At 66.8% G+C, this 2,686-nt stretch carries 2 protein-coding genes; both read right to left on the reverse strand.

Going from position 1 to position 2,686, the window contains the following annotated elements; all coding sequences use genetic code 11:
• Window positions 1-849, reverse strand: an 849-nt coding sequence (locus HR086_RS46135; protein WP_174468835.1) for an MFS transporter, incomplete at its 3' end; no start/stop codon positions are given.
• 109 nt (window positions 850-958) lie between these two features.
• On the reverse strand, window positions 959-2,686 hold a 1,728-nt coding region (gltC, locus tag HR086_RS46140; protein ID WP_254626761.1), incomplete at its 5' end, for an adventurous gliding motility protein GltC.

Here is a 2,686-nt window from a genome sequence, read left to right on the forward strand (position 1 = left end):
ACCCTGCACCAGCGCGCTGAGCACGCCCACCACCGCGAAGAGCCAGCCCGCGCGCAGGCTCGCCTCGCGGAGCACCGCCGTGTCCGTCATCACCGGGTGGAGGAACAGCCCCCCCTCCAGCGCCACCGGCCCCACGGAGAGAAAGCGCGTGAGCAGGTAGACGGAGAACGTCCCCTCCATCTGTGAGAACGCGGTGGTGAACAGCAGCATCAGCACCAGGCACCGCGCGACGACGGGCAGCCGCAGCGCCTGGACGGCGCCCTTGAGGGTGCGCACATGGCCCTCCGGCCCCCCCTCCACCCGGGACTCCGGGAGGAAGAACCAGGTGCAGACCAGATTGACGGCCACCAGCCCCGCCGCGAACAGGCCAATGGCCAGGTTGCCGCCCCATGCGCCCAGAAAGCCGCCCAGCGCGGGCCCCAGCACGAAGCCCAGGCCGAAGGCCGCGCCGATGACGCCCATGCCCCGCGCGCGCTCCTCCGGGCGGGTGATGTCCGCGACGACGGCCTGCGCGGTGGCGATGTTGCCGCCGGAGATGCCGTCGATGACGCGCGCCAGGAAGAGCAGCGGCAGCGAGTGCGCCAGGGCGAACAGCACGTAGCCCAACAGCGAGCCCACCTGACTGAGCAGCAACACCGGCCGGCGGCCGTACCTGTCACTCAGCCGGCCGAGCACGGGGGCCGCCACCAGCTGCATCAGCGAATAGACGGAGATGAGCAGCCCCACCGTGAAGGGCGACGCTCCGAACTTCACTCCGTACACGCCCAGCTGCGGAATCAGGATGCCGAACCCGATGAGGTCCAGCGACACGATTCCGAAGACGACGCGCAGTGACGCCGTCCGGCTCACCCGTAGCTCCCTTGCTGGAAATGAAAAACCGCCGGAGCGCGGAAGATAGCGCTCCGGCGGTCTGAAAGGCGCGGCAACTCCGCGCCCCGCGACGATTTGACGCTCTCTTCTAGAGCGCCTCGGCGGACTGGACGTTCCGGTTCGCCGTGTCGCGGTCGATGCAGCCCTTGGTCAGGGTGTACTGGTACGTGCCCAGCTCGTCGCGCCAGTACTCACCCTCGTACGGCCAGTAGAGCTGGTCGTCGGAGACGGCCACCGAGAACTTGTACTTCTTGACGATGGACGTACGGCCCCCCGCCTTGAGCTGGTCCTCGAGGAACTCCTTCTCCTTCGTCGTCGTCTCGAACTTGATGCGCAGGCCGTTGGCGAGCAGCTGCTTGAGCGCGACGAGCTCCGTCTCCAGCTTGCCCTTGGCCATGATGCCCGCCTTGGAGATGAGGCCCGTGCGGTGGACCTTCAGCTCCTCCAGCAGGCTCTTGGAGAGCTCGGAGTACTTGAAGGTGTCACCCCGGCTGGCGAACGCGTCCATCTCCCCTTCCAGCTCGAGGATGGAGTCGTTCGTCTTGCGCAGGTCCTGGTCCGTGAGGGCCAGGCGGAGGATGCGCTCCAGGATGACGTCCGTCTCGTTCTTCTCCAGGCCGTCCTTGTTCTTCTTCTGCACGTCCGCGAGCACCGAGTAGTACTCGCCCGCTTCCATGTTCTTCTTCACCAGGGACTCGAGCTGGTCATGCACCGGCAGGTACGTGCGCTCGAAGTCCTGGAGGATGATGTTGGACTCGCGGTAGCGGCAGTTCTCGTAATAGATGACCGCCTTGAGGATGAGCGCTTCCGGGAAGTACTCCTCGCGGAAGAAGGGCGACGAGAGCGTGATGAGGTTGCCCAGCGCCTGCTCGAACTGACCCACGCGGTAGTTGGCCCAGCTCGCCTCGAAGAGCGACTCCAGCCACTGCGTGTTCCCGCGCTCCACCTTGCCCAGGTAGAACAGCGCGAAGCGGTTCTGCTGCATGCCGTAGTGCGTGCGGGCCAGCTGCATGAACGCCAGCTCGCGCAGCGACTTGTCCAGCTTGACCTGGTCCGCGGACTTGCCGGCCACCGGGCGGGTGAGGCGCACCACTTCCTTCATCGCCTCCACCGAGGCCAGCATCTCCCCGTTGCCACGCTTGGCCGCCGCGTCCTTCTGACGGCTGCCGTTGCGGAACGAGGCCAGACCGTCCAGGTACCGCGCGCGCGGGTAGAACGCGTCCGTCTTGGGAATCAGCAACGTCAGCCGCTGCACTTCCGCGAAGCTCTTGTCCGCGTCCGCGTTCTGGCCCACCTGGTCCAGCGCGCGGCCGCGCACGAAGTGGTAGCGCGCCAGCAGGTAGCGGAACTCGTTGCGGTACTTCTCCGGGAACTCCTGGTTCGCGTGACGGGCAATCTCGTCGAGGATGACCGTCTCGTTCTTCGTCTTGCGGCTGATGAAGAACAGCCACTCCAGGCTCGTCTTGAAGAACTTGGTGGAGGGCCCCAGGGCGAGCAGCTTGGAGAACTCACCGAGCGACGAGTGGTACATGCCCATGCGGTAGAGCGACTTGGCCAGCACGTAGCGCGCCTCCGTGTGCAGGCCCGCGAGCTTCGGGTCCGCGAGGAGCTCGTGGGCCGACATGGCGGCCTTCTCGTACTCGTCGTTCTTGAAGAGGCTGACGGTGATGTCCAGCCGCTGGCGGTCCGCCGTCTTGCCGGACACATCCACCGCGTCGAAGGACATGGTGGGCGCGGGCGTCTTGGGCGTCTCCTGCGTCAGGTCCAGCCCGAAGCCGCCGCTGTTCGCGGGAGCCGCGGGCGGGGTGGGCGTGGG

Origin of the sequence: Myxococcus sp. CA039A (genome assembly GCF_013336645.1) — a bacterium.
In the GTDB taxonomy this organism is placed as follows: domain Bacteria; phylum Myxococcota; class Myxococcia; order Myxococcales; family Myxococcaceae; genus Myxococcus; species Myxococcus llanfairpwllgwyngyllgogerychwyrndrobwllllantysiliogogogochensis.